Consider the following 23,496-nt stretch of genomic DNA (forward strand, 5'->3'; position numbering starts at 1 on the left):
GCGGGCGGGGCATAGGTGGGGTGAAACCCCACCCTACGTGACGGAAAGAGGTCCGGGACGGTCAGGGGCAAAACCCGCGCGGCACCGTGGTGGGGTGGAACCCCACCCTACATCGCCTGAAGCGCGAAGAGTGGCAGGCTGGCGCCGAGGCACATTATGGTCACCCCGAGGCACGCCAGAACCCCGTCGCGGACGATGATCGCGGTGGCGAAGAAGATCGTCGCCATGCCGAGGATGGACGATGAAAACGGCATGATCTCGAGGAAGATCATCAGAACGCCGCAAAGCACGCAGAGCGCCTGGTAGAGCTTGCGCATCGGTAGCGTCATCAGGGCCGACAGGCGCGGACGGGTGATCGCGTCGATCCGTTCGCCCACCCGGTGCAGGCGACGGAGCGCGGCGAACATCGTTTTGTTGCCGACGCTTCGGTTCATCACGAAGTTGGGCAGCCAGAGGTGTTTGCGGCCCACCAGCATCTGCGCCGCGATGGAGGCGATCAGGATGCCGCAGGCGCTGGAGAAAAGCGGTATGCCGCTGAGCGGCGAAGCCACCAAGAGCGCCGGGACGCACATCGCGGTGGTGAAGGAGCTTTTGCCGAACGCCTCGATCATGCAGCGCAGGGTCACCTGTTTTCTGGTCGTGGTGTCCTCCAGGCGGTCGATGATGGCAGTGATGGGTCTTGATGAGCGGTCGGGGTGCGCCATGTCATCTCTCGCAAGTCTGTCTGAAGGCGCGCCGCACGCTGCGCGTTTACGTGCGTCAAACGCCGCCGCGACAGAAGCGGTTCCCCCGGGCGGCCGGTTTTCCGCGGCGTTTCGCTTGACCTCGGGGCATGGTTCTGGCGTGGTGGCCGATACTTCGAGGGAGAGAGACATGTTCAAGCCTGCGATCACCGGCACGGGCGTTTTCACGCCGGAAGAAACCATCACCAACGACGAACTGGTGGTGGCCTTCAACGCCTACGCCGAGCGATTCAACTCCGAGAACGCCGACGCAATCGCGGAGGGAGAGATCGAGGCCAAGGCGCCGTCGTCTTCGGAGTTCATCGTCAATGCCTCGGGGATCGAACAGCGCTACGTCATGGACAAGTCCGGCGTGCTGAATCCCGAACTGATGCATCCCAGGCTGCGCGAGCGGTCGAATGACGAGCCGGGGATCATGGCGGAGATGGCACTGGATGCCTGCGGCAAGGCGCTGGCGCAGGCGGGGCGCGAGGCGGGCGAGGTCGACCTGATAATTTGCGCCGCGAGCAACCACGAGCGGCCCTATCCGGCCGTGGCGATCGAGATCCAGCAGTTGCTAGGGGCGCAGGGGTTCGCGTTCGACATGAACGTGGCGTGTTCCTCGGCCACGTTCGGGATACAGGCGGCGGCGGACATGGTGCGGTCGGGCAGCGTGCGCTGCGCCATCGTGGTCAGCCCCGAGATATGCTCGGGCCACCTGGAGTGGCGCGACCGGGATTGTCATTTCATCTTCGGGGACGTGTGCACCGCGCTGGTGATCGAGCGGGCGGAGGATGCCAAGGGCGCGCATTTCCTGGTGCATTCGACCCGCTGCGCCACGCAGTTTTCCAACAACATCCGCAACAATAACGGCTTTCTGCGGCGCACGCGCGACCCGGAGCTGCAGGACCGGCGCGACATGCAGTTCGTGCAGGAGGGCCGGAAGGTGTTCAAGGAAGTGCTGCCGCTGGTCAGCGCGCATATTGCCGGACATATGGAAGAGGCCGGGGTCGCGGCGGCGGACCTCAAACGGCTGTGGCTGCATCAGGCCAACAAGACGATGAACGATTTTATCGGGCGCAAGGTGATGGGGCGGGTGCCGGAGGCCGACGAGCAGCCGAACATCTTGCAGGACTATGCCAATACGTCATCGGCGGGGTCGATCATCGCGTTCTCGAAATACTCGGATGATCTGCAACCCGGCGACACCGGGCTGATCTGTTCGTTTGGAGCGGGATACTCCGTGGGGTCGGTTCTGGTCGAGCGGGCCTAGACCTCGGGCGCGTCCGGCCGTGGGATGACGGGCTGGTCGCCAGGGTCGGCCTCGGGCGTCCAGTCCGGATCGTCGCGTTTGATGCGCTGCGAAATCATGTAGCCGGTTGGCCAGGCGAGCAGCAGGCCCGCGACGGCGGCGATCGCGATGGTCCAGACGGTATAATAGCCCAATGAAAACCCGGCGATCACGATGACGCCGGTGATGAAGCTGCCGGTGAAAAACGTGATGTAGAAGGACAAGCGGTCCATGTCGGTCTCCTTTGCGATACCAAAGAGAAACGCTCGGACGGGGAGGCGGGTTCCAGAGCGGCCCCGCGCCCGGCGTCACTCGGCGCAGGTGGAGCCGGGGCCGGAGGCGTGGGACCAGTCGACCGCGCAGCCCGCATCGTCAAAGGCGAAGACCTGGGCGTTCTCGTCCTCGGTAGAGAAGGGCAGGGGCGGCTTTACGGTCACGCGCAGGCACCCGGAGTTGGGCAGGTCAGCCTGCCGCGCCGCGTTATGGGCGGCGGTGGTCTTGTCGAGGGAAAAGTCGACGGTGTTGATGGCGTAGAGACAGACCGCAATCAGCGCGGCGACGAACATCAGGACGTCGAGCGCGGTGTATTTCAGCACCCTAGGCCCCGGGCGTGACCGGCACGGCATCGCCCGTGGCCTCGCGCCAGTGGCGGCGACAGAGGCTTTCGTAGGTCTCGTTTCCACCGACCTGGATCTGGGCGCCGTCGGTCACCACGTTTCCCTGCGCGTCGCGGCGCACGACCATGGTGGCTTTCTTGCCGCAGTGGCAGATGGTACGGACCTCGCGCATCTCGTCGGCCAAGGCCAGAAGGGTCGCGGAGCCGGGAAAAAGATGCCCCTGAAAATCGACGCGCAGACCGTAGCACATGACCGGGACGCCCAGGTCATCGACCACGCGGACGAGTTGCCAGACCTGGGGCTCGGTCAGGAACTGTGCCTCGTCGACGAAGATGCAGGCCAGCGGGCCCGTGGCCAGTATCGCCTCGAGGCGGGCGAAGAGGTCGTCCTCGGCGGTGAAGGTGTCGGCCTCGGACCCGATGCCGATCCGCGAGCCGATTCGGGCAGGTCCGGCGCGGTCATCGATCGCGGCGGTCAGAAGGTGAGTGTTCATGCCACGCTCGCGGTAGTTGTGGCTGGCCTGCAACAGCAGCGTCGACTTGCCGGCATTCATGGTGGAGTAGTGGAAGTAGAGCTTGGCCATGCGTCGAGTTATCCGCAAGAGGGGCGCGGGATCAAGCGCGTCGGGGTCCGCGCGGGCTACGGAAACGTAAGGTTTTCCACCATTGCGGCGTCATGAAGCAATCCGGATAACGGCGCGACAAAGGGAAAGGGCGCGATGTCGAAAGCCGGATCATATCTGAAGAAACACACCGAGGCGCTGGTCAAGGACGTGGGCGTGGAGCCGGCTTGCAAGCTGACCGGCAAGTCCAAGGCGACGCTGGGGCGGTACTATTCGGGTCATGACGAACATGCCGACCGGTTCATGCCGGTCGACGCGGTGGCCGCTCTGGAGGCGGCGGCGTCCTATCCGCATGTAACCGCCGCGCTGGCGGAGCTGAACGGCACGCAGCTGAGCTTTGAGGACGCGCGGCGCAACGACAGCGGTACGGGCGGCGTCAATTCGGACGTGATCGCGCTGTCGCAACGATTTGCCATGCTGATGGCGGAGTATCACCAGTCGATCGAGGACGGGGTGATCTCGGCCGCCGAGGCCAGGCGTCTGCTGAAGGAGACCATGGCGCTTCAGCAGGTACTGGTCGACATCAAGCTGCACCTGGAAAACGGCGATCATTGAACCTCGTACGGTGAGGCGTAGGGGCTGCTGTATTGGCCGAACGCCTCAGCCGGTCGTCGCGACGACGTTGTCCCGTACGGTTTCGGCAGTGGTGGCGCCGGTGAAGTGGTCGCCTTCGACCGGGATGAGCCTGCCGATCAGAGATGCAGGCAGCTGGGCGGCCGCCCCGGCTGCATGGGCGGGGTGATCCATTATTATTACGGCGACGTGGGTGTGGTGCCCGCGGGAGGCGATCTGGTGGTTCGCGGAGGCACAGCAGCAGGTCGGGCCGATGAGGCTGATCGACCTCGGGGCCGAAATGGCGGCGGGCCGGGTCGGGGACCGGACGCTGGCCTGGCGCAAGGGCATGACGGACTGGGCCATTGCGGGCAGCATCGCGGATCTGGCACAGCAGGGCCGGGCGCGATATGACGGGGCGAACCTTGGGAAGGGAGCCCCGTCATGACAGATATCGTCCGCCACCACACCGCCGCCCGCATGAGCCAGATCGTGATCCACGGCGACACGATCTATCTGGCCGGGCAGGTGGGCAACCGCGGCGACAGCGTGGCCGACCAGACCCGCACCTGCCTTGAAAAGGTCGAGGCGCTGTTGGGCGAGGCCGGGTCGGATGCGACGCGGATTCTGCAATGCACGATCTGGCTGGCCGACATGGCCGATTTCGCCGAGATGAACGAGGTGTGGGACAGTTGGGTGCCTGAGGGTCACGCGCCCGCCCGGGCCTGCGGCGAGGCCAAGCTGGCGCACCCCGAGCTGAAGGTGGAACTGCTGGTGACGGCGGCGGTGCGCAAGCGCGAGGGCAAGTGACCTGAAGGAGTGGCTGCGCCACGCAGGTTCGATCGATTGGGGGCCAGCCCCCAAAGACAGGTTAAATTGGGGGCCAGCCCCCAAACACAGGTTGAATTGGGGGCCAGTCCCCAAACCCCCGGGATATTTATGGCCAGAGGAAAGGCGTGATGGACGCTGCCCGGGGGCTGCGCTATCAGCGGGGCGAATTTTTAAGGAAGGAAGTCCGATGTCTGGTCATGGCGCGCCCGTCCCGATGCAATCCAGCCTGTCCTCTGGCCTGAAAGGCGAGGCGCATGTGCCCGGCGACAAGTCGATCTCGCATCGCAGCCTCATCCTTGGGGCGCTCAGCATCGGCGAGACGGTGGTGACCGGCCTGCTGGAAGGCGAGGATGTACTGGACACGGCCAAGGCCATGCGGGCGATGGGCGCGGAGGTAGAGCGAAACGCGGACGGTGTTTGGCATGTGCACGGGGTAGGTGTCGGCGGCTTTGCCGAGCCGGGCCAGGTGATCGACTGTGGCAATTCGGGAACCGGCGTGCGGCTGATCATGGGGGCGATGGCGACGGCGCCCATCACCGCGACGTTTACAGGGGATGCCAGCCTGAACGGGCGGCCCATGGCGCGTGTGACCGATCCGCTGGCGCTGTTCGGAGCGCGCGCCGTGGGGCGCGAGGGCGGGCGGCTGCCGATGACGATTGTGGGCGCGCGGGAGCCGGTGCCGGTGCGATACGAGGTGCCGGTGCCGTCGGCGCAGGTGAAATCGGCCGTGCTGTTGGCGGGGCTGAACGCCCCGGGGCAGACCGTGGTGATCGAACGCGAGGCCACGCGCGACCATACCGAGCGGATGCTGGCCGGGTTTGGAGCCGAGATCTCGACCGAGGTGACGGACGAGGGCCGGGTGATCACCTTGACTGGGCAGCCTGAATTGATGCCCCAGACCATTGTCGTGCCGCGGGATCCGTCGAGTGCGGCTTTCCCGGTTTGTGCGGCGCTGATCACCGAAGGGTCGGACGTGCTGGTGCCCAATATCGGGCTGAACCCAACGCGGGCGGGGCTGTTCACCACCCTGCGCGAGATGGGCGCGGATCTGACCTATGAGAACGAGCGCGAGGAAGGCGGCGAGCCGGTGGCGGACCTGCGGGCGCGGTTTTCGCCCGACATGAAAGGCATAGAGGTGCCGCCCGAGCGCGCCGCGAGCATGATCGACGAGTACCCGGTGCTGTCGGCCGTTGCGGTCAATGCGACCGGGCGCACGGTGATGCGCGGGGTCAAGGAACTGCGCGTCAAGGAGAGCGACCGGATCGACGCGATGGCCACCGGCCTGCGCGCCTGTGGCGTAACGGTCGAGGAGGGCGAGGACTGGTGGATCGTCGAGGGCATGGGCGCGGGCGGCGTGCCGGGCGGGGCGACCTGTGCCAGCCATCTGGATCACCGGATCGCCATGTCGTTCCTGGTGCTGGGCCTGGCGAGCAAGGATCCCGTGACGGTGGATGACGGCGGGCCGATCGCCACGTCCTTTCCGGTGTTCGAGGCGCTGATGACCGGGCTGGGGGCAAAGATCAGGCGCATCTGAGCGGGAAGCCAGAGATTATTCGTACGAATAATCTTTGGCGGCGAAAATTCGTACGAATTTTCGGGGTCGCGGGCGGGCCAGATTCTGCCGGTCGCAGGCTTTCGGCGGCGCGGTAAAGCGGTATGGTGCCGCTGGAAAATGCTTTGGCCAAAGGCGATGCAAGATGAACGAGACCGATCCACTGGTGGTATTCACGCCCTCGGGCAAGCGCGGGCGGTTCCCGAAAGGCACGCCGGTGCTGACCGCCGCACGGCAGCTGGGTGTCGATCTGGACTCGGTCTGCGGCGGGCGGGGGATCTGTTCCAAGTGCCAGATCACGCCCGGCTATGGCGAGTTTTCCAAGCATGGTGTGACCGTGCATCAGGGCGCGCTGTCGGAGTGGAACGCGGTCGAGGAGCGCTATGACCAGAAGCGCGGGCTGAAGGCGGGGCGGCGGCTGGGCTGCCAGGCGCAGGTGATGGGCGACATCGTGATCGACGTGCCCCCGGAAAGCCAGGTGCACAAGCAGGTGGTGCGCAAGGCGGCCTCGGCCCGGGTGATCCAGATGGACCCGGCGACGCGGCTGTATTTCGTCGAGGTGGACGAGCCGGACATGCACGAGCCCACGGGCGACCTGGAGCGGCTGGAGCGGGCGCTGCGCGAGCAGTGGGAGATCCCCGAGATCACCGCCGACCTGACGCTTTTGGCCAAGCTGCAGCCGGTGCTGCGCAAGGGCAAGTTCCGGGTGACTGTGGCGCTGCACCAGTCGCACATGGAGAGCGTGCCGCGGGTGATCGAGATCTGGCCGGGGCTGCACGAGAGCGGGCTTTACGGGCTGGCGATCGACCTGGGGTCGACCACTGTGGCGGCGCATCTGACGGACCTGGAAAGCGGAGAGGTCAAGGCGTCGTCGGGCATCATGAACCCGCAGATCCGGTTCGGCGAGGACCTGATGAGCCGGGTGAGCTATGCGATGATGAACCCCGGCGGCGACCAGGAAATGACCCGCGCGGTGCGTGAGGCAATCAACACGCTGGCAGAGGAAATCGCCAGGGAAGCCGAGGTCGACCCGAGCCTGATCGTGGAGACGGTGTTCGTCTGCAACCCGGTGATGCATCACTTGCTGCTGGGGATCGACCCGGTGGAGCTGGGACAGGCGCCGTTCGCGCTGGCCACGTCCGACAGCATGGCGCTGGAGGCGCGGGAGCTGGAGTTGACCGCCATCAGCACGCGGGCGCGGGTCTACGTGCTGCCCTGCATCGCGGGCCATGTGGGCGCGGATTGTGCCGCCGTGGCGCTGAGCGAGGAGCCTGGCAAATCCGAGGACCTGGCGCTGATCGTGGATGTGGGCACGAATGCCGAGATCCTTTTGGGCGACAAGACACGGGTGTTGGCCTGTTCGTCACCGACCGGGCCGGCCTTTGAAGGGGCGCAGATCTCCAGCGGACAGCGGGCGGCGCCCGGCGCCATCGAGGCCATTCGGATCGACCCGGAGACGAAAGAGCCCCGCTTTCGCGTGATCGGATCGGATAAGTGGTCCGACGAGGAAGGCTTTGCCGAGGAGGTGGGGCCAGGGGGGATCACCGGCATCTGCGGGTCGGGCATCATCGAGGCGGTGGCCGAGCTGCGCATGGCGGGGCTGATGGATGAAAGCGGGCTGATCGGCTCGGCCGAGGCGACCGGGACCGCGCGGATGGTGGCCGAGGGGCGGACGCATTCCTACCTCATTCACGACGCGACGGCCGAGGGTGGCCCGCGGATCACCGTGACGCAGGGGGACATCAGGGCGATCCAGCTGGCGAAGTCTGCGCTCTATGCTGGGGCCCGCCTGCTGATGGACGAGCGTGGCGTGGACAAGGTGGACCGCGTGGTGCTGGCCGGGGCGTTCGGCGCGCATATCAGTGCCAAGCACGCGATGGTGCTGGGGATGATCCCGGATGTTCCGCTGGACAAGGTCACCAGCGTGGGCAATGCCGCGGGCACGGGCGCGCGGATCGCGCTGTGCAACGTGGGAGCGCGGCGCGAGATCGAGCGGGTGGTGCGCGAGATCACCAAGGTCGAGACCGCGATCGAACCCAAGTTCCAGGAGCATTTCGTGGCCGCCAACGCCATTCCACACAAGACCGATCCGTTCCCGGAACTGGCGAAGGTCGCGCCGTTGCCGAACCCGTCATTCAATACCGGCGGGGGGGACGAGGGCGGACGGCGCCGGCGCAGGCGCGGCTGAGGCGGCCACGCAGAAGGGCATTGCGCTGCGACCGGCGATTGCGCAGGGTAAGGATGTGCCCTGAGCGTTGGTCGCCGCGGGGCGGTCCCTTTTTCCGATGCCGACAGGGCGCAACCGATTGATCGAGCCGAGATGACACCGAAATCGATATTGCTTTCTCTTGTTCTGGCCAGCGCATCGGCGCTGCCCGCGATGGGCTGTCCCGATGCCGAGGCGCTTGACAGCGGTGTGGTGTTCGAGACCCGCGACGGGATGACCGAGACGCACCGGCGCTTTGCCCCGGAGCAGATCCTGATCCAGACGGAGTTTCCCGATGGGTCGGGCTCGGTTCTCGAAACGCGGCACGGCCTGTACCTGGCCAGTTCGACGCCGATCGAGGACGGGGTGGTGAAGGTCGGGGAGAAGGATGTGTTCGCCAGTTATGCCGACCTGGAAAAATGGGACGAGCCCCGCCCTGACGCGGAATGGAGCAATGACAGCACCGGCGGCGGGACGGCGAAATCGGGGCCGCTGAAGACGATCGAGCTTGGACCTTGCACCTATCCGGCGTTCGAGATCGACCTGACCTTCAATGACGATCCGACATACACCGAGCGCTATCACTACCTTCCGGAACTGGGGGTCGGCCTGCTGGTGGCCAGCACCTCGGACGGGGAGGAAGAGACCTATACCTATACCGGGGTGCGGGCGGCCGAGTGAGGCGACGGAGACGCGAATCCGTCTTGACCGGGCGGGACGGGCGGCATACCTAGACGGTCGCGCAGGCGGGTATGATGTAATGGTAGCCTGTCAGCTTCCCAAGCTGAACGCGCGGGTTCGATTCCCGCTACCCGCTCCATGCTTCCTTCGTTCGAAAAACCACGCGCCGACGGTCGCTGCACGGGCGGCGCGCGGTCGCGCGTCAGCGTGTCGGGCTGGATGCTGTCGAAGGCGATGGTGCCTGCGCGGCGTGGTTGTCCTCGACCGTGAGGAACATGCCTGCGGACATCAGGAACCCCGCCAGCAGAACCATTTCGGCGAAAGGCAGACCGGACAACAATCCACCGCCGCAGATGCGGCGCGTCGTGCGACTGCACCAGGGGCGGCATGGACGTTCGGCGGGTGTCGGGTCATCGGGTGGGGTCATGGAGACGTTGTGCGGTGCAAAGGCGACAGAAGTGTGAAAATCTTGCCTTGTTATCGCCCTAGTGGGGTGATTTGGCCGACGGAAACGGGCAGTTTCGGGAAACACTGTGTTGCGGCGCGGGCCGGACCCGCCAGGGCAATCCGCGCGGCGACGGCGGCAAGCGAGGCGAAGGACATCATGGGTTTTACTGTAGCGATCGACGGGCCGGCGGCGGCGGGCAAGGGAACCGTGGCGCGGGCGGTGGCCGAACGGTTCGGTTTCGCGCATCTGGATACCGGGCTGCTTTATCGCGCGACGGGACGGCGCACCCTGGACGGGACCGAGCCGGTGGACGCCGCGCGCGCGCTGAGGGCCGAGGACCTCGACGCAGACGATCTGCGCTCGCCCGAAGTCGGACAGGCCGCCAGCCGCGTGGCCGCGGTGCCCGAGGTGCGTGCCGCGCTGGTGGAGTTCCAGCGGGCCTTTGCGGCGCGCTCGGGCGGCGCGGTGCTGGACGGGCGGGACATCGGCACGGTGATCTGCCCCGAGGCGAACGTGAAGCTGTTCGTGACGGCGAGCGATGATGTGCGGGCGCAACGGCGGCTGGAGGAACTTCTAGGCAAGGGAACCGTCACCACCTATGACGAGGTGCTGGCCGACCTGCGTCTGCGCGACGACCGCGACTCGGCGCGTGCGACGGCGCCGCTGAAGCCGGCGCGGGACGCGATATTGCTGGACACGACCGCGTTGTCGATCGAAGGCGCGGTCGAAGCGGCCTGTGCCGAGGTCGCGCGGGTGCGTGCGGCGTTATGACGGCGCGGATCACCTTTCACCGTGGCGGCGGATGGATGGATATCTTCCGGGCCTACCGGTTGACTGTGACGGGCGAGGAAGTCGGCACGATCAAGCGCAAGAGCCAGGTGAGCGTCGAGGTGGAGCCGACCCAGCACATGTTGCGGGCCAGCATCGACTGGTGCGGCAGCAACATCCTTTATGTGGACCTGTCGGAGGGCGAGGCGGTGGATGTGGAGGTCTTCAACCCCAACGGGCCGTTCCGGGGGCAAGGCGTGATGGTGCGGGCGCCGGGCGATTACCTGCAACTGCGGCTGCGCGAGGACGGGCCCGGGGCCGGGGCGGGGCACGAAACCCCTTGATTGTCATGGCCGAGCGGGCTATAGCGCCCCTCGTCGACAAGGCGGAACCGCCGCAGAGCATTGAGAGCGAGCAGGGTCGGGAATACCGGCCCTCTTTGTTTTGCGTATATGAGGCGACCCGTCTGACCAACGAAACCCTGAAGACCGGCGGAGACAACCGCGCGGCCGGACACAACGAAACGTTAGGATTGAAACGCCACATGGCTCAAAACGCATCGATGGAGGAATTCGAGGCCCTCCTTAATGAAAGCCTCGAAATGGACACCCCCAAGAGGGAACGGTTGTCAAAGGCAAGGTCATCGCGGTTGAAGCGGGACAAGCCATCATCGACGTCGGCTACAAGATGGAAGGCCGCGTCGAACTCAAGGAATTCGCAAATCCCGGTGAAGCGCCCGAAATCGAAGTGGGCGACGAGGTCGAAGTGTTCCTGCGCTCGGCAGAGAACGCCCGTGGCGAAGCCGTCATTTCCCGTGAAATGGCCCGCCGCGAGGAAGCCTGGGATCGCCTGGAGAAAGCATACGCGGACGACGCGCGCGTCGAAGGCGCGATCTTCGGCCGGGTCAAGGGCGGTTTCACCGTCGATCTTGGCGGCGCCGTGGCGTTCCTGCCCGGCTCCCAGGTCGATGTGCGCCCCGTGCGCGATGCCGGCCCGCTGATGGGTCTCAAGCAGCCCTTCCAGATCCTGAAAATGGACCGCCGCCGTGGCAACATCGTTGTCTCGCGTCGCGCCATCCTGGAAGAGAGCCGCGCCGAGCAGCGCGCCGAAGTCATCGGCAACCTGACCGAAGGTCAGGCCGTGGACGGCGTGGTCAAGAACATCACCGAATACGGGGCCTTCGTGGACCTGGGCGGTGTCGACGGCCTGCTGCACGTTACCGACATGGCGTGGCGCCGTGTGAACCACCCCTCCGAGATCCTGAACATCGGCGAGACCGTCAAGGTCCAGGTGATCAAGATCAACAAGGAAACCCACCGTATCAGCCTGGGCATGAAGCAGCTGCAGGACGATCCGTGGGATCTGGTCGCTGCCAAGTACCCGCTGGAATCGGTGCATACCGGCCGTGTCACGAACATCACCGACTACGGTGCGTTCGTCGAGCTGGAACCCGGTGTCGAGGGTCTGGTGCACGTCTCTGAGATGTCGTGGACCAAGAAGAACGTCCACCCCGGCAAGATCGTCTCGACCTCTCAGGAAGTCGAAGTCATGGTGCTGGAAATCGACCAGGCCAAGCGCCGCGTGTCTCTGGGCCTCAAGCAGACCATGCGCAACCCATGGGAAGTGTTCGCGGAAACCCATCCCGAGGGCACCGAGGTCGAGGGCGAGGTCAAGAACATCACCGAGTTCGGCCTGTTCATCGGTCTGGACGGCGACATCGACGGCATGGTGCACCTTTCGGACATCAGCTGGGACGAGCGTGGCGAAGACGCGATCCAGAGCTACAAGAAGGGCGATGTGGTTCAGGCCGTCGTCTCGGAAGTGGATGTGGAGAAAGAGCGCATTTCGCTGTCGATCAAGGCGCTGGGCGGCGACAAGTTCGCCGAGGCCGTGGGCGGCGTGAAGCGCGGCTCGATCATCACCGTCGAGGTCACCTCGATCGAGGATGGCGGCATCGAGGTGGAATACGAAGGCATGAAATCCTTCATCCGCCGCTCCGACCTGTCGCGCGACCGCTCCGAACAGCGCCCCGAGCGTTTCTCAGTCGGTGACAAGGTCGACGTGCGCGTCACCAACGTCGACAGCAAGACCCGCCGTCTGGGCCTGTCGATCAAGGCGCGCGAGATCGCGGAAGAGAAGGAAGCCGTGGAACAGTATGGCAGCTCGGATTCGGGCGCCTCGCTGGGCGACATCCTGGGCGCCGCGCTGAAAGGCGACGACGACAAGTAAGCCGACGACGGTTTGCGGATTTGAAAGGCCCCGCCAATTGCGCGGGGCCTTTTACATTGGATGTCAGCGCCTGTGCCGGTGGCGCGATCAGCGAAACCGGAGTGATGTCGCCTGCAAATTCACGCCGCGACAGCCCTCGTCGCGACCCGGCAGCGGGCCATTCGGTCCGGCTCATCGGTGCCGGGCGGAGACCCTGCCGCACGGGTCCCGAATCAGACGTTCCGCAGCCTGAACTCGCCCTGACGGCGCGGCGCGCTGCCCTGCATCAGGACAGAAAAGTCCGCGATATGGGCAAAGTCCTGCGGGTTTACCCCCAGAATTTTCCAGTTTATCCGGTAGGTTGCAGTTTCTAATTGCGCTTTTTCTATCTATAGTCGTTAAAGTCGCTACGCTGCTCGACCAAAGAACAACGCAGGGGGGAACCGATGATCAGGTCGGAACTAATACAGAAGATCGCCGACGAGAACCCACACCTTTACCAGCGCGACGTCGAGCGCATAGTGAACACCATTTTCAACGAAATCACCAATGCCATGGCCGAAGGCAACCGGGTCGAGTTGCGCGGCTTCGGGGCGTTCTCGGTCAAGAAACGGGATGCGCGCACCGGCCGCAACCCGCGCACCGGAGAATCGGTGCAGGTCGAGGAAAAGCATGTGCCGTTCTTCAAGGCCGGCAAGCTGTTGCGTGAACGGCTGAACGGGAAATCCTGATGCGATATATCCGCTACCTTTCGATCGCCATCTTCGGACTGGCGCTTATCCTGATCGCGCTGGCCAACCGGCAGTTTGTCGAAGTCCGGATACTGCCCGGGGAATTGGGCGGCATGGCGGCGGTGAATCCGTCCTATGAACTTCCGCTGTTCATCGTGATGTTCGGCGGGATCCTGGCGGGCCTGGTGATCGGTTTCATCTGGGAGTGGATCCGCGAGGCCAAGGAGCGTGCGGCGGCGGCGCGGCAGGCGCGGGGAAATGGCGGCGCTGCGCGCCGAGGTGCGGCGACTGAAAGGCGAGAGGCACAAGGACAAGGACGAGGTTCTTGCGCTTCTGGACGAGGCCAGCTAACCGACCGCGTCATGGCGCAGGACATTCGTATAAAGATGTGTGGGCTGACCCGGCCCGAGGACATCCCTGCCGCGGTGGCGGCGGCGGGGGCGGCCTATGTGGGGTTCGTGTTTTTCCCGAAATCGCCGCGCTACGTGACGCCGGAACTGGCGCGAGAGATGGCGCTGGCGGTGCCGCCGGGCGTGGCCAAGGTGGCGCTGGTGGTGGATGCGGACGACGCCTTGCTGGACGAGCTGACGGGCGTCGTGCCGCTGGACATGTTGCAATTGCATGGACAGGAAAGCCCCGAGCGGGTGGCCGGGATCAAGGCCCGCTATGGCCTGCCGGTGATGAAGGCGGTGGGGGTGCGCGAGGCGGGCGACCTCGAGGCGATCGAGCGGTACGCGGCGGTGGCGGACCAGATCCTGCTGGATGCCAAGCCGCCGAAAAACGCGACGCGGCCCGGAGGCAATGCGGAGAGTTTCGACTGGAGCCTGATTGCGGGGCGTGACTGGAACGTTCCCTGGATGCTGGCCGGTGGGCTGACGGTGAAAAACGTGGCCGAGGCGATCCGGGTGACCGGGGCGCGGCAGCTTGACCTGTCTTCTGCGCTGGAAAGTGCGCCGGGGGTCAAGGACCATGGCAAGATGCAAGCCTTTGCCGACGCGGCGCGCGCATGATCCGGTTTCGTGAGGCGGTAGCGGCGGATGTGGCCGGCGTGGTGGAACTGCTGACAGATGACATGCTGGGGCAGGGGCGTGAAGGGGCCGATCCGGCGCTTTACGAGGCGGCTTTTGCGCGGATGCAGGACGAGGGCAGCAACCATCTTGTCGTGGGCGAGGATGCCGCGGGCCGGATTGTCGCCACCTACCAGATCACCTTTATCAGCGGTCTGTCGTTGCGCGCCGCGCGAAGGGCGCAGGTCGAGAGCGTGCGCGTGGCGGGGCACCTGCGCGGGCAAGGTGTGGGCGAGGCGATGTTCGACGACGTCAAGGCGCGGGCGAGGGCGGCGGGCTGCTCGCTGGTGCAGCTGACGATGAACGTGGACCGGGAAGATGCCAGGCGGTTCTACGAGCGCATCGGCTTTGTCGCGTCGCATACCGGTTTCAAGCTGGCACTCGATTGACGCATCGCGCCACTTTGCCCAAGCTGGGGCAAAGGAGGTGCCAATGGATACGCAGGATCTGGACGACGTTTACGGGGCGAAGAGCCCGGACGAATCGAAGGCGATCTATGACAAGTGGTCGACCTCCTATGACGCGGACTGCCTGAGCAAGGGGTTTCGACTACCCGCGCTGGGGGCCGGCCTGCTGGGGCGGTACCTGGGGGACGCGGATGCGCCGGTGCTGGACGCGTGCTGTGGCACCGGGCTGGTCGGCGAGACGCTGCGGCTGATGGGATATGGCCGGATCGTGGGCTGCGATCTGTCGCCGGACATGCTGAAATTTGCCCAGCAGACCGGGGCCTACGAGCGGCTGGAAGAGGCCGATACCGGCGTCGGGTTGCCGTTTGACGACGGTGCCTTTGCAGGGTTTGTCTGTGTCGGGGCGTTCGGGCCGGGCCATGCGCCGCCTGCCACTCTGGAACACCTGGCGCGGGTGACGCGGCCCGGCGGTATCGGGGTGTTCAACCTCTTGGACGCGACTTGGGAAGAGCAGGGATTTCCGCCGGTTCTGGACAAGCTGGCCGCGTCCGGTGCGTGGGAGGTGATCCATACCACGCCACCCTTCCGGCCTTTCTTGTTGGCCGAGCCGGAGTTGCTGAGCACCGGCTATGTCGTGCGGGTGAGGTGAGCGCCCGAGAATATTCGTACGAATATTCTGGCGCTTCGTCGCAGTGGATTGCTCTGGAAACCGGCGGGCCCGTGGCCTATTGAGGCTCTAGCAAACAGGGATGATGACCATGAACGATCTCTTCAACTCCTTCATGACCGGCCCCGACGAAAAGGGGCGTTTCGGAGAATTCGGCGGACGCTTCGTGTCCGAGACGCTGATGCCGCTGATCCTGGAACTGGAAGAGCAGTACGAGAACGCCAAGACCGACCAGAGTTTCTGGGACGAGATGCATTTCCTGTGGAAGCATTATGTCGGCCGGCCAAGCCCGCTTTACCTTGCCGAAGGGCTGACCGAGCGACTGGGCGGGGCGAAGATCTATATGAAGCGCGACGAGTTGAACCACACCGGCGCACACAAGATCAACAACGTGCTGGGGCAGATCCTGCTGGCGCGGCGCATGGGCAAGACCCGCATCATCGCCGAGACAGGCGCGGGCCAGCATGGTGTGGCGACGGCGACGGTCTGTGCCAAGTTCGGACTGAAATGCGTGGTCTACATGGGCGCGCATGACGTCGAGCGTCAGCGGCCCAACGTATTCCGCATGAAGCTCTTGGGCGCCGAGGTGATCCCGGTGACCAGCGGGCGCGGCACGCTGAAGGACGCGATGAATGACGCGCTGCGCGACTGGGTCACCAACGTGCGTGACACGTTCTACTGCATCGGCACGGTGGCCGGGCCGCATCCCTATCCTGCGATGGTGCGCGATTTCCAGTCGATCATCGGCAAGGAAGCCCGCGAACAGATGCAGGAGGCCGAGGGCCGCCTGCCCGACACGATCATCGCGGCCATCGGCGGCGGGTCGAACGCGATGGGGCTGTTTTATCCGTTCCTCGACGACAAGGACGTGAACATCATCGGCGTCGAGGCCGGTGGCAAGGGCGTGAACGAGAAGATGGAACATTGCGCGTCGCTGACCGGCGGCCGCCCCGGCGTCCTGCATGGCAACCGGACCTACCTGCTGCAGGACGATGACGGGCAGATCCTGGAAGGGTATTCGATTTCCGCGGGCCTCGATTATCCGGGCATCGGGCCCGAGCATTCCTGGTTGCACGAGATCGGGCGCGCGAAATACGTGTCGATCACCGACAAGGAAGCGCTGGACGCGTTCAAGCTGTGCTGCGAAGCGGAGGGGATCATCCCGGCGCTGGAGCCGTGCCACGCGCTGGCCCATGTGATGAAGATCGCGCCGGACCTGCCCAAGGATCACATCCTGTGCATGAACATGTGCGGGCGGGGCGACAAGGACATCTTTACCGTCGCGCGGCACCTCGGGTTCGAGATGGGCGAGGGCGACTGACGTCGCTGCGTGTCCGGATCAGGCGAGAGGGTGATCAGCGGTCGTCCTCTTCGTCTTCATCCTCTGCAGGGTCTTCGTCTGACGTCTTGCGGTCTTCGTCGCTATCGCCGTCGTCGCTATCGTCCTCTTCGTCGCTGTCCGTATTGCCGTCTTCGGTAAGTGCGTCGTCGAAGAGAAAGCCGGCGGCGTTGAGTTGCGGCATGTCTGATGTGACCGAGCGGTTGTCGTCAGTAACCGTGTCGTCGGCCATGGCCGCCGCGGAAAGCACGATAGCGGTGGAGCAAAACGTAATAATTCGCCACATGCGAACCTCCTACGCCTACTGGTACTGGCGCGCCGGTGGGCGCGTCTTAATAAACTTGAACTAGACCCGCGCGGGTGCAGAGCAAGTCGGCGCCAACGATGTCGCATGGCCCCCGGCGGGAGATTGCCGTTCCCGAATCACACGACTCTGCGCGCACACGACGCCGCGCAACAGAAAGAGCGCCGGACGGCGAGGTCCGGCGCTCTCTTTTCGAGGTCTTGCTGATCCTAGATGCGCGTCAGCTTACACGAGCGAGTAGTAGTAGACCACGACGGGAATGGTGTTCGCGTCGCTTGCGCTCTGCGTCTCGGTTGCGGTCGTGTCGCTGGTATCGGACGCATCGGCGCTGTCGCTGCTGCTGTCCATGCTATCGGCCGCATCGGCGCTGTCGCTGCTCATGTCCGTGCTATCGGACGCATCGGCACTGTCGCTGCTCATGTTTTTGCTGTCCGACGTGTCGGCGTTCATGTCCAGTGCGGTTGTGCCGGCACCGCGATACTCTGCGGGCGACAGTGCGCCGGAATCATCGGAGTCCATGGCGTCGAAACGTTTTTCCATCGCCTTCTGGCTCCAGTCCTTGTCGACTTCACCCTCGTATTCTGCCTGGGTGATGACCCCGTCGCCGTTTCCGTCGTACATCTGGAACCGATCGACGGCGGTTTTGGCAAAGCGCTCTGCATCGTCCGTGTCTTCAGAGACGGCCGATTTCATGTCGGAGTCGTCGCTTTTCCAGATCTTGTTGGTCATGTTCTGCCATTCCTCGACAGACATTTCCGATTGGCCGCCGGTGTCGAGTTCGGCCCAATCACGCGAGTCGCCGTCAGTCTGCGACGTGTCCATCGCGGCCTGCTGCTTGTCCTGCGCGTTGCCGATGCAGTTGACCATTTCTTCACGGTCCACGGAGCCGTCCTTGTTGAGGTCGAGGGCGGCGAATTCGGCATCGCGTGCCTCGTTGATCTCCTGCTCGCTCATGAAGCCGTCCTTGTTCTGGTCGGCCGGCATGAAGGCGGTTTCGCAGAAGGCGGGCATGTCGGTTTCCGCATCGCTCTGTTGAGCCAGTGCGGGGGCCGCCGTGGCAAGCGCGGCGGATGTCAACATTGTTGTCGTCAGGGTTTTCATCTTGTGTCTCCTTTCGTTTATTCAAACGGTCGGGAGGACGGATGTTGTGTCACTCCTCCGATATTGGCGTCCCGGGGGAAAAACGTGTCGTGACGGTATGAGTTCCTTGCACGGTCGAGATGATGTGCCTGAACGGGTTCGCTGCGCCCCGGCGACGGCGGGCCCTTGTGAGCATTTTCCCGGACATCCCCAAGGGTGTTTTCGGGGCTCCGGACTGTCGGGGCTCCGGAGTCTTGCAACAAACCTTGAAGCCTAGCGAAGGCGCAGGACCGGCGCCGGGCCGAGCGGAACGGGGCCCAAGAGCACGCGGCCGTCGCGCAGACCCAGCGGAATGTCGAGCGTCCTGGGGTTGCCGGCCATCTGCGACACCAGCGCCAATCCATCCTCGAGCGTGCCGGCAAGGCCCTGCGGCAGCGCGCCGCTGTCCACGGCAAGGCGCAGGATGTCGCGCCAGTTGCGGGCCTTGACGGTGATCTCGCCGGTGGGGATGCCGGCCGCGTCGACCGTGACCTCGCCCGCGGCCTGCAGTTCCAGCCGGCCCCAGCGGGCCTCGGCCAGCTTGAGGTCGATGCGGCGGGGCTGGGGACGGGCCTCTTCGATCGCCGAGAGGTCCCAAGGCTTGTCGAAATTCACGGTCATGTCCAGAGACAACGCCTCGAGCGTATCGGGCAGGGTATCGCCGGGATCGACCTTGACCCGCCAGTCGAGGGCGGGCGCGAAGCCGTCGGCTGTGAGGCCGAGGCGATAGCTGCTGTCGGAGGCGGTGGTGCGTTCGGCGGCGAGCCGCAGGCTGTCGGCGGTGGTCGGCTGTACGGTGGTGACGGGCTGGACCGCGAGATCCTCGGCGGTGAGGGTCAGGCGCTCGAGCGGCAGGCCGGGCGCGGCGCGGGTGACGAGGCTGGCGCGCATGTCGGTACTGGTGACATCGTACTTGGCCTCGGGCGTGGCGATAAGCTGCACGTCTGGCCAGACGGCGATGATGTGATTGGGCTTGTAGCTGAGCGCGAAGACCTGGAAGAACGGCGCTTCCCACGCCAGGCCGGTGTCGGGGTCGGCGAGGCTGACGTCGGTGAAGGTGGTGTCGAAGCGGTTAGGAAAGCCCTGTGTCGACAGGTCGGAATAATCCGCGACCCAGCCATCGGCGCGGCGGCCCTCGAACCACGCCTCGAACGCCTTGGTGGCGCCGGTGGAGCCCACGGCCCAATAGACGGACCACGCCAGGGCCGCCACCACGATCAGGATCAACATGCCGCGCATCTGCCTACCCGCCTTCTTTCGAGCCCTTGCCGAGTGGTATCTAAAGTGATTAGGGGGCAGGGGAAAGCGCAAGGAGCGAAAAATGACGATGTGGGTGTTCGGCTATGGGTCGCTGGTTTGGAACCCCGGCTTTACCCCCGTTCAGCGGGTGCTGGCGGCCCTGCCGGGCTATCACCGCAGTTTCTGCATGCGCTCGATCCATCATCGCGGCACCGAGGAGAATCCCGGCCTTGTGCTGGCGCTGGACGAAAGCCCCGATGCGCTCTGCCGGGGTGTCGCGCTGGCGGTGCACGAGGACGAGGAGGACAAGGTGCTGGCCTACCTGCGCGAGCGGGAACTGGTGTCGGCGGCCTATCTGGAAAAAGAGCTGGACATCATGCTGCGCGACGGGCGGCAGGTGCGGGCGCTGACCTATGTCATCGACGCCGATCACGTGCAGTATTGCGGCGGGCTGGACCTGGAGGAACAGGCGCGGATCATCGCGCGCGCCCATGGCGGCCGGGGGCCGAACCACGAGTATCTTTTCCAGACCGTCGCGCACCTGGAGGAGCTGGGCATCCACGACCCCGAACTGGACTGGCTGGTGCGTCGGGTGAAGGGGATCGGGATTTGAGCGGGCGCACGGAGCGGACGCGGCGGAAACGCTTTAAAACCTTGGCTTCACAGTGGTTAACGCGTAGGGTGTCGCCAAACAATAACCGCGCCGGGAGCCGTCCAGATGGACCAGCCGGACCGTGAGGTCGAGCCGAACTTTTCACACCCCGTAAGGCAGATCACGCTGATGCTGATCGTGCTGGCCCTGACGGGGCTTGGCGCGTTCTTTGCGTTGCCGCGGGTGTTGCCGGTGTTCCAGGCGAACCCGTATCTGAACGGGTTCATCCTGTTCGTCTTTGTCATCGGCGTGGTGGCCTGTTTCTGGCAGATGTACCAGCTGATCGGCTCGGTGCGCTGGATCGAGGGGTTCGTGGGTGAACGACCCGGCAGCGAAGAGATCAAGGCGCCGCAACTGCTGGCGCCTTTGGCGACCTTGCTGAAACAGCGCGGCAAGCGGATGAAGATCGCCTCGGGCTCGGCCCGGTCGATCCTGGACTCGGTGGCGCAGCGGATCGACGAGGCGCGGGAAATCACGCGTTACATCACCAGCATGTTGATTTTCCTCGGACTTCTGGGGACGTTCTATGGCCTGGCCACGACGGTGCCGGCGGTGGTGGACACGATCCGCAGCCTGGCCCCGCAGGAGGGCGAGGAAGGCGTGGACGTATTCAACCGCCTGATGACCGGGCTGGAATCCCAGCTGGGCGGCATGGGCGTGGCCTTTGCCAGCTCGCTTCTGGGCCTGGCCGGGTCGCTGGTGGTGGGCCTTTTGGAGCTGTTCGCGGGACACGGGCAGAACCGGTTCTACCGCGAGCTGGAAGAGTGGATGTCAACGATCACGCGCGTGGGCCTTGCCTCGGGCGACGGAGAGACCGGTAGCGAGGCCGGGGTTATGGCGAGCGTCGTCGATCACATGGGCGAGCAGATGGAGAGCCTGCAGCTGATGCTGACGCAATCCGATGTGAGCCGCGCGATGGTGGACGAAAAGCTGGGCCTGCTGGCCGACTCGATGGAAAAGCTGACCGAGCGGCTGACCGACACCGCGCCCTTGCACGACGCGCTGACGCGCGTGGCGGACGGGCAGGAAGAGCTGATCCGGCAGATGGCGAGCCACGAGGGCGAGAGTGGCGGGATCGACGCGGAAAGCAGGATGCGGCTGCGGTCGATCGACGTGCAGATGCTGCGCATCCTTGAGGAGATCAGCGCCGGGCGGCAGGAAAGCATGAGCGAGCTGCGCACCGATCTGAACGCGCTGTCGCGGGCGATCGGGCAGCTGGCGTCCAGCCACGGGCGGGGCGATACCTCGCTGCGGGCGTTGCGCCGGCCCGAGCGGGAGCAGGGGAGCTAGGCGATGGCCCTGTCACGGCGCACCGGCGCACGGTTCCAGGCCTCGATCTGGCCCGGGTTCGTGGATGCGATGACGGGCCTTCTCTTGGTGCTGATGTTCGTGCTGACCATCTTCATGGTGGTGCAGTTCGTGCTGCGCGAGACGATCAGCGGACAGGAAAGCCGGCTGGACGAGTTGTCGAACGAGGTGGCCGCATTGAGCCGGGCGCTGGGGCTGGAACAGGACCGCAACGCCACGCTGACCGAACGGGTGGGCGCGCTGACCGCGACGCTGGGCGATGCGCGCGAGCGGCAGGAGCAGCAGGCGGCGCTGATCGCGGCGCAGGAATCTCAGATCGCCGAGGCGGAGGCGCGGATCGCCAGTTTCGAGGAACAGGTGGCGGGGCTGCTGGCGCAGCGCGACGAGAATCTTGGGACGATTGCCGACCTCGAAGGCCAGCGCGAGGAATTGCTGAGCGAGCAGGAGCAGTTGCAACTGGCGCTGGCGGGGCTGCGCGACGAGATCGATGCACAGGAAGAAGCGGCGCGGCTGGCGGCGGCGCAGGCCGATGCGCTGGAGGCGATGATTGCCGATCTGCGCAGCGAGGCCGAGGAGGACGCGGCGGCGCAGGCGGAACTGACGGCGCAGGTCGAGGATTTGCAGGCGCATTTGTCGGACGAGGAGAAGGCGCGGCTGGCCGAGGCGGCGGCAGCGGAGGCGCTGCGCGACCGGTTGGAAGATGCCGATGCGGAACTGACCGCGATGACGCTGGCGCTGGAGGAACAGCGCCGGCGCGCCGAGGAGACGCTGGCCATGCTGGCCGCGGCGGAGGACGCCCAGGAGGACCTCGACGTGCGGCTGGCGGCGGCGCTGATGGCGCGGCAGGAGGCCGAGGCAGCGCTGGAAGAGGCCGAGAGCGGGCGCGAGGTGCGCCGCTCGGAACTGAGCGCGCTGGAGGCGGAACTGGCGCAGGCGCTGGCCGACGTGGAGACCGAGGCGGTGCGGGCGGAAGAATTGCAGGTTCGCCTGAGCGAGACCGAGGCGGAACTGGCCGCATTGCAGGAAGACAGCGGGCAGGTGGCGGAAACGGCGGCGAGCCTGGAGGAACGGCTGGCCGAGGCGCTGGCCGCGAAGACCGCCGTCGAGAACGAGGCGGTCGAGAATGCCGACCTGATCGCGGATTTGCGGCGGCAGATCGAGGCGCTTGAGGCGGATGTGCAGGCCCGGGACAAGCGGATCGCGTCGTTGATGGCGGCGAACGAAGCGGCCACGGCCGAGGCCATGTCGGCGGAGGATGTGCGCGCACAGCTGGCCGCCGCCCTGGCCGCGAAGCTGGCCGCCGAAGAGGAGGCCGAGGCGCGGCTGACGGAAGCCGAGCAGCGCGCGGCGATGCTGGGGCAGGTGCAGGCCGAGCTGGACCGGCAGCGCGCGCTGGCGGACGAGGCGCAGCAGGAAGAGGCGCTCTTGAACCAGCAGGTGCGGGCGCTGCGCGAACAGCTGGGGCAGTTGCAGGCGCTTCTGGACGATGCCAAGGCCCGCGAGGCGGCGACGGAGGTGCAGCTGCAATCCCTGGGCAACGAGCTGAACACCGCGCTGGCGCGGGTGGCGGCCGAGGAACGGCGGCGGCGCGAGCTGGAGGAAGCCGAGCGCAAGCGGCTGGAAGCGGAGCGTGCGGACCTGGAGAAGTTCCGGTCGGAGTTCTTTGGCCGGTTGCGACAGTTGCTGGAAGAGCAGGAAGGCGTTCGGATCGTGGGCGACCGCTTCGTGTTCTCGTCCGAGGTGCTGTTCGCGCAAGGTGAAGCGCGGCTATCGGACGCGGGCGAAGGAGAACTGGCCAAGGTGGCCGACATCCTACGCACGGTGGCCGAGAATATACCCGACGATATCGACTGGGTAATCCAGGTGGACGGGCATACCGACAACGTGCCGGTGCGCGCGGGGGCGCAGTTCGAGGATAACTGGGAGCTAAGCCAGCAGCGGGCCCTGTCCGTGGTGCGTTACCTTGTCGATTTCCTTGGTCTGCCGCCGGAACGGTTGTCGGCCAACGGGTTCGGGCAGTACCAGCCGATCAATCCCGCCGACACGCCCGAGGCGCGGGCGCAGAACCGGCGCATCGAGCTGAAGCTGACGGAGAAATAGGCGGGCGGGTGCGCGATACCCGGCGGGCGTGGCGGGGTTGCTGCCGACCGGCTGCCTTTGGGGCG

Annotated in this window: 26 protein-coding genes, 1 tRNA gene and 2 pseudogenes; 20 read left to right on the forward strand and 9 right to left on the reverse strand. The window is 65.5% G+C overall.

The features are described from left to right. Positions 1-107: 107 nt before the first annotated feature. Entirely contained in the window at positions 108-704 is a 597-nt protein-coding gene (locus ACSQ76_RS04400; RefSeq protein WP_437155608.1) for an exopolysaccharide biosynthesis protein, read from the reverse strand. 169 nt (positions 705-873) lie between these two features. Here ACSQ76_RS04400 and ACSQ76_RS04405 point away from each other — a divergent pair, with 169 nt between their 5' ends. Next, positions 874-1,995, forward strand: a complete 1,122-nt coding sequence (locus ACSQ76_RS04405) for a beta-ketoacyl-ACP synthase III (RefSeq protein ID WP_437155609.1) — start codon at positions 874-876, stop codon at positions 1,993-1,995. Here the strand turns inward: ACSQ76_RS04405 and ACSQ76_RS04410 are convergent. The 3 genes from ACSQ76_RS04410 to ACSQ76_RS04420 form a co-directional block, all read right to left on the reverse strand. After that, on the reverse strand, positions 1,992-2,246 hold the full coding sequence (locus tag ACSQ76_RS04410; protein ID WP_306128246.1) for a hypothetical protein: 255 nt from the start codon (positions 2,244-2,246) through the stop codon (positions 1,992-1,994). The two genes, ACSQ76_RS04405 and ACSQ76_RS04410, sit on opposite strands and share 4 nt — an antisense overlap. Before the next feature lie 75 nt (positions 2,247-2,321). Next, positions 2,322-2,609 carry a hypothetical protein gene (locus ACSQ76_RS04415; RefSeq protein WP_437155610.1) on the reverse strand — a complete coding sequence of 96 codons (288 nt, stop codon included), beginning with the start codon at positions 2,607-2,609 and terminating at the stop codon, positions 2,322-2,324. Position 2,610: 1 nt separating this feature from the next. Further along, positions 2,611-3,213, reverse strand: a complete 603-nt coding sequence (locus ACSQ76_RS04420; protein ID WP_437155611.1) for a thymidine kinase — start codon at positions 3,211-3,213, stop codon at positions 2,611-2,613. A 135-nt stretch (positions 3,214-3,348) separates the two neighbouring features. Here ACSQ76_RS04420 and ACSQ76_RS04425 point away from each other — a divergent pair, with 135 nt between their 5' ends. Next, positions 3,349-3,807 carry a hypothetical protein gene (locus tag ACSQ76_RS04425; protein ID WP_306128270.1) on the forward strand — a complete coding sequence of 153 codons (459 nt, stop codon included), beginning with the start codon at positions 3,349-3,351 and terminating at the stop codon, positions 3,805-3,807. Positions 3,808-3,852: 45 nt separating this feature from the next. On the opposite strand, the gene ACSQ76_RS04430 is transcribed toward ACSQ76_RS04425, so the two are convergent. Continuing rightward, positions 3,853-3,999 (reverse strand): hypothetical protein, encoded by a 147-nt coding sequence (locus ACSQ76_RS04430; RefSeq protein ID WP_437155612.1) that lies wholly within the window; start codon positions 3,997-3,999, stop codon positions 3,853-3,855. 19 nt (positions 4,000-4,018) lie between these two features. On the opposite strand from ACSQ76_RS04430, the gene ACSQ76_RS04435 reads away from it, so the two are divergent. From ACSQ76_RS04435 to ACSQ76_RS04460, 6 genes are all read left to right on the forward strand, one after another. Continuing rightward, a complete protein-coding gene (locus tag ACSQ76_RS04435; protein WP_437155613.1) occupies positions 4,019-4,252 on the forward strand; it encodes a DUF4339 domain-containing protein in 234 nt (77 codons plus the stop codon). Next, on the forward strand, positions 4,249-4,614 hold the full coding sequence (locus ACSQ76_RS04440; protein WP_306128242.1) for a RidA family protein: 366 nt from the start codon (positions 4,249-4,251) through the stop codon (positions 4,612-4,614). Before ACSQ76_RS04435 ends, ACSQ76_RS04440 begins: the two co-directional genes overlap by 4 nt. A gap of 208 nt (positions 4,615-4,822) precedes the next feature. Beyond that, a complete protein-coding gene (aroA, locus tag ACSQ76_RS04445) occupies positions 4,823-6,169 on the forward strand; it encodes a 3-phosphoshikimate 1-carboxyvinyltransferase (protein ID WP_437155614.1) in 1,347 nt (448 codons plus the stop codon). Positions 6,170-6,332: 163 nt separating this feature from the next. Then, a complete protein-coding gene (locus tag ACSQ76_RS04450; RefSeq protein ID WP_437155615.1) occupies positions 6,333-8,375 on the forward strand; it encodes an ASKHA domain-containing protein in 2,043 nt (680 codons plus the stop codon). Positions 8,376-8,507: 132 nt separating this feature from the next. Beyond that, the gene (locus ACSQ76_RS04455) at positions 8,508-9,074 is read left to right on the forward strand and encodes a hypothetical protein (protein ID WP_306128239.1); all 567 of its coding nucleotides are present in this window, start codon (positions 8,508-8,510) and stop codon (positions 9,072-9,074) included. A 65-nt stretch (positions 9,075-9,139) separates the two neighbouring features. Then, positions 9,140-9,213: transfer RNA gene (locus ACSQ76_RS04460), tRNA-Gly, on the forward strand. A gap of 63 nt (positions 9,214-9,276) precedes the next feature. Here the strand turns inward: ACSQ76_RS04460 and ACSQ76_RS04465 are convergent. Further along, entirely contained in the window at positions 9,277-9,501 is a 225-nt protein-coding gene (locus ACSQ76_RS04465; protein ID WP_437155616.1) for a hypothetical protein, read from the reverse strand. A gap of 177 nt (positions 9,502-9,678) precedes the next feature. On the opposite strand from ACSQ76_RS04465, the gene ACSQ76_RS04470 reads away from it, so the two are divergent. From ACSQ76_RS04470 to trpB, 9 genes and pseudogenes are all read left to right on the forward strand, one after another. Continuing rightward, entirely contained in the window at positions 9,679-10,293 is a 615-nt protein-coding gene (locus ACSQ76_RS04470) for a (d)CMP kinase (protein ID WP_306128237.1), read from the forward strand. Beyond that, positions 10,290-10,634 carry a hypothetical protein gene (locus ACSQ76_RS04475; protein WP_437155617.1) on the forward strand — a complete coding sequence of 115 codons (345 nt, stop codon included), beginning with the start codon at positions 10,290-10,292 and terminating at the stop codon, positions 10,632-10,634. Before ACSQ76_RS04470 ends, ACSQ76_RS04475 begins: the two co-directional genes overlap by 4 nt. 200 nt (positions 10,635-10,834) lie before the next feature. Next, positions 10,835-12,519 (forward strand): annotated as a pseudogene (rpsA, locus tag ACSQ76_RS04480) (30S ribosomal protein S1). Positions 12,520-12,944: 425 nt separating this feature from the next. Continuing rightward, a complete protein-coding gene (ihfB, locus tag ACSQ76_RS04485; RefSeq protein WP_057792171.1) occupies positions 12,945-13,229 on the forward strand; it encodes an integration host factor subunit beta in 285 nt (94 codons plus the stop codon). Then, positions 13,229-13,580, forward strand: a pseudogene (locus ACSQ76_RS04490) (lipopolysaccharide assembly protein LapA domain-containing protein). Before ihfB ends, ACSQ76_RS04490 begins: the two are co-directional and overlap by 1 nt. 11 nt (positions 13,581-13,591) lie before the next feature. Further along, positions 13,592-14,239 (forward strand): phosphoribosylanthranilate isomerase, encoded by a 648-nt coding sequence (locus ACSQ76_RS04495; protein ID WP_437155618.1) that lies wholly within the window; start codon positions 13,592-13,594, stop codon positions 14,237-14,239. Further along, a complete protein-coding gene (locus ACSQ76_RS04500) occupies positions 14,236-14,685 on the forward strand; it encodes a GNAT family N-acetyltransferase (RefSeq protein ID WP_437155619.1) in 450 nt (149 codons plus the stop codon). Before ACSQ76_RS04495 ends, ACSQ76_RS04500 begins: the two co-directional genes overlap by 4 nt. 43 nt (positions 14,686-14,728) lie before the next feature. Then, entirely contained in the window at positions 14,729-15,352 is a 624-nt protein-coding gene (locus ACSQ76_RS04505; protein ID WP_437155620.1) for a class I SAM-dependent DNA methyltransferase, read from the forward strand. A 109-nt stretch (positions 15,353-15,461) separates the two neighbouring features. Next, positions 15,462-16,691 (forward strand): tryptophan synthase subunit beta, encoded by a 1,230-nt coding sequence (gene trpB / locus ACSQ76_RS04510; protein ID WP_437155621.1) that lies wholly within the window; start codon positions 15,462-15,464, stop codon positions 16,689-16,691. A gap of 34 nt (positions 16,692-16,725) precedes the next feature. On the opposite strand, the gene ACSQ76_RS04515 is transcribed toward trpB, so the two are convergent. The 3 genes from ACSQ76_RS04515 to ACSQ76_RS04525 all read right to left on the reverse strand — a co-directional run bounded on the left by ACSQ76_RS04515 (position 16,726) and on the right by ACSQ76_RS04525 (position 19,371). Further along, a complete protein-coding gene (locus ACSQ76_RS04515) occupies positions 16,726-16,995 on the reverse strand; it encodes a hypothetical protein (protein WP_437155622.1) in 270 nt (89 codons plus the stop codon). 243 nt (positions 16,996-17,238) lie between these two features. After that, positions 17,239-18,114 (reverse strand): hypothetical protein, encoded by an 876-nt coding sequence (locus ACSQ76_RS04520; protein WP_437155623.1) that lies wholly within the window; start codon positions 18,112-18,114, stop codon positions 17,239-17,241. Between the two features lie 252 nt (positions 18,115-18,366). Further along, positions 18,367-19,371, reverse strand: a complete 1,005-nt coding sequence (locus ACSQ76_RS04525) for a DUF2125 domain-containing protein (RefSeq protein ID WP_437155624.1) — start codon at positions 19,369-19,371, stop codon at positions 18,367-18,369. An 82-nt stretch (positions 19,372-19,453) separates the two neighbouring features. Between ACSQ76_RS04525 and ACSQ76_RS04530 the strand changes: the two genes are divergently transcribed. From ACSQ76_RS04530 to ACSQ76_RS04540, 3 genes are all read left to right on the forward strand, one after another. Then, positions 19,454-19,984: a gamma-glutamylcyclotransferase gene (locus ACSQ76_RS04530; protein ID WP_306128226.1), complete on the forward strand. Its 531-nt coding sequence runs from the start codon at positions 19,454-19,456 to the stop codon at positions 19,982-19,984. A 105-nt stretch (positions 19,985-20,089) separates the two neighbouring features. Beyond that, positions 20,090-21,313 carry a biopolymer transporter ExbB gene (locus ACSQ76_RS04535; protein ID WP_306128225.1) on the forward strand — a complete coding sequence of 408 codons (1,224 nt, stop codon included), beginning with the start codon at positions 20,090-20,092 and terminating at the stop codon, positions 21,311-21,313. Positions 21,314-21,316: 3 nt separating this feature from the next. After that, positions 21,317-23,431: a peptidoglycan -binding protein gene (locus ACSQ76_RS04540; RefSeq protein ID WP_437155625.1), complete on the forward strand. Its 2,115-nt coding sequence runs from the start codon at positions 21,317-21,319 to the stop codon at positions 23,429-23,431. Positions 23,432-23,496: the final 65 nt, after the last annotated feature.

The organism is Roseovarius sp. B08 (assembly GCF_051417955.1).
Lineage (GTDB): Bacteria > Pseudomonadota > Alphaproteobacteria > Rhodobacterales > Rhodobacteraceae > Roseovarius.

Excerpts from the sequence above, each read along its gene's own strand:
- ACSQ76_RS04440 (WP_306128242.1), top strand. The coding sequence starts at position 4,249 with ATGACAGATATCGTCCGCCACCACACCGCCGCCCGCATGAGCCAGATC.
- ACSQ76_RS04465 (WP_437155616.1), bottom strand. The coding sequence starts at position 9,501 with ATGACCCCACCCGATGACCCGACACCCGCCGAACGTCCATGCCGCCCC.
- ACSQ76_RS04400 (WP_437155608.1), bottom strand. The coding sequence starts at position 704 with ATGGCGCACCCCGACCGCTCATCAAGACCCATCACTGCCATCATCGAC.
- ACSQ76_RS04515 (WP_437155622.1), bottom strand. The coding sequence starts at position 16,995 with ATGTGGCGAATTATTACGTTTTGCTCCACCGCTATCGTGCTTTCCGCG.
- ACSQ76_RS04450 (WP_437155615.1), top strand. The coding sequence starts at position 6,333 with ATGAACGAGACCGATCCACTGGTGGTATTCACGCCCTCGGGCAAGCGC.
- ACSQ76_RS04420 (WP_437155611.1), bottom strand. The coding sequence starts at position 3,213 with ATGGCCAAGCTCTACTTCCACTACTCCACCATGAATGCCGGCAAGTCG.
- ACSQ76_RS04455 (WP_306128239.1), top strand. The coding sequence starts at position 8,508 with ATGACACCGAAATCGATATTGCTTTCTCTTGTTCTGGCCAGCGCATCG.
- ACSQ76_RS04430 (WP_437155612.1), bottom strand. The coding sequence starts at position 3,999 with ATGGATCACCCCGCCCATGCAGCCGGGGCGGCCGCCCAGCTGCCTGCA.
- ACSQ76_RS04470 (WP_306128237.1), top strand. The coding sequence starts at position 9,679 with ATGGGTTTTACTGTAGCGATCGACGGGCCGGCGGCGGCGGGCAAGGGA.
- ACSQ76_RS04410 (WP_306128246.1), bottom strand. The coding sequence starts at position 2,246 with ATGGACCGCTTGTCCTTCTACATCACGTTTTTCACCGGCAGCTTCATC.
- ACSQ76_RS04425 (WP_306128270.1), top strand. The coding sequence starts at position 3,349 with ATGTCGAAAGCCGGATCATATCTGAAGAAACACACCGAGGCGCTGGTC.
- ACSQ76_RS04475 (WP_437155617.1), top strand. The coding sequence starts at position 10,290 with ATGACGGCGCGGATCACCTTTCACCGTGGCGGCGGATGGATGGATATC.
- ACSQ76_RS04405 (WP_437155609.1), top strand. The coding sequence starts at position 874 with ATGTTCAAGCCTGCGATCACCGGCACGGGCGTTTTCACGCCGGAAGAA.
- ihfB (WP_057792171.1), top strand. The coding sequence starts at position 12,945 with ATGATCAGGTCGGAACTAATACAGAAGATCGCCGACGAGAACCCACAC.
- ACSQ76_RS04495 (WP_437155618.1), top strand. The coding sequence starts at position 13,592 with ATGGCGCAGGACATTCGTATAAAGATGTGTGGGCTGACCCGGCCCGAG.
- ACSQ76_RS04520 (WP_437155623.1), bottom strand. The coding sequence starts at position 18,114 with ATGAAAACCCTGACGACAACAATGTTGACATCCGCCGCGCTTGCCACG.
- ACSQ76_RS04500 (WP_437155619.1), top strand. The coding sequence starts at position 14,236 with ATGATCCGGTTTCGTGAGGCGGTAGCGGCGGATGTGGCCGGCGTGGTG.
- ACSQ76_RS04530 (WP_306128226.1), top strand. The coding sequence starts at position 19,454 with ATGACGATGTGGGTGTTCGGCTATGGGTCGCTGGTTTGGAACCCCGGC.
- trpB (WP_437155621.1), top strand. The coding sequence starts at position 15,462 with ATGAACGATCTCTTCAACTCCTTCATGACCGGCCCCGACGAAAAGGGG.
- ACSQ76_RS04525 (WP_437155624.1), bottom strand. The coding sequence starts at position 19,371 with ATGCGCGGCATGTTGATCCTGATCGTGGTGGCGGCCCTGGCGTGGTCC.
- aroA (WP_437155614.1), top strand. The coding sequence starts at position 4,823 with ATGTCTGGTCATGGCGCGCCCGTCCCGATGCAATCCAGCCTGTCCTCT.
- ACSQ76_RS04505 (WP_437155620.1), top strand. The coding sequence starts at position 14,729 with ATGGATACGCAGGATCTGGACGACGTTTACGGGGCGAAGAGCCCGGAC.
- ACSQ76_RS04540 (WP_437155625.1), top strand. The coding sequence starts at position 21,317 with ATGGCCCTGTCACGGCGCACCGGCGCACGGTTCCAGGCCTCGATCTGG.
- ACSQ76_RS04535 (WP_306128225.1), top strand. The coding sequence starts at position 20,090 with ATGGACCAGCCGGACCGTGAGGTCGAGCCGAACTTTTCACACCCCGTA.